This is a genomic window from Bradyrhizobium sp. Mp27, from assembly GCF_029953005.1.
Lineage (GTDB): Bacteria > Pseudomonadota > Alphaproteobacteria > Rhizobiales > Xanthobacteraceae > Bradyrhizobium > Bradyrhizobium barranii.
Genome location: NZ_JASAUS010000808.1, coordinates 1 through 221, shown reverse-complemented (window position 1 = coordinate 221; position 221 = coordinate 1). Strand labels below are relative to the sequence as shown.

The 221-nt window shown below is 59.7% G+C and carries 1 protein-coding gene; it reads left to right on the top strand.

Going from position 1 to position 221, the window contains the following annotated elements:
* Nucleotides 1–111, top strand: a 111-nt coding sequence (locus QJT78_RS52735) for an ATP-binding protein (protein ID WP_281461009.1), incomplete at its 5' end; no start/stop codon positions are given.
* Between the last annotated feature and the right edge of the window lie 110 nt (nt 112–221).

Sequence of the window (221 nt, the reverse complement as noted above, 5' to 3'; positions counted from 1 at the left end):
GCCATTCTCGATCGCCTCGTCCACAACGCCCACCGCCTCCAGCTCACCGGAGAAAGCATGCGAAAACGCAGCGCCAAAACCATCACCCTTGACGGCCAACCAGAACACTGAAGAGCTGGCCCCGGTTGTTTGGACAGCGCCCCGCTGGATTTAAGTGGATTCCTGCCGGGTTATGCTGAACGCGGGGCTTTACGGTTTTGTCGTTGCGTCGGGAGGGCGTA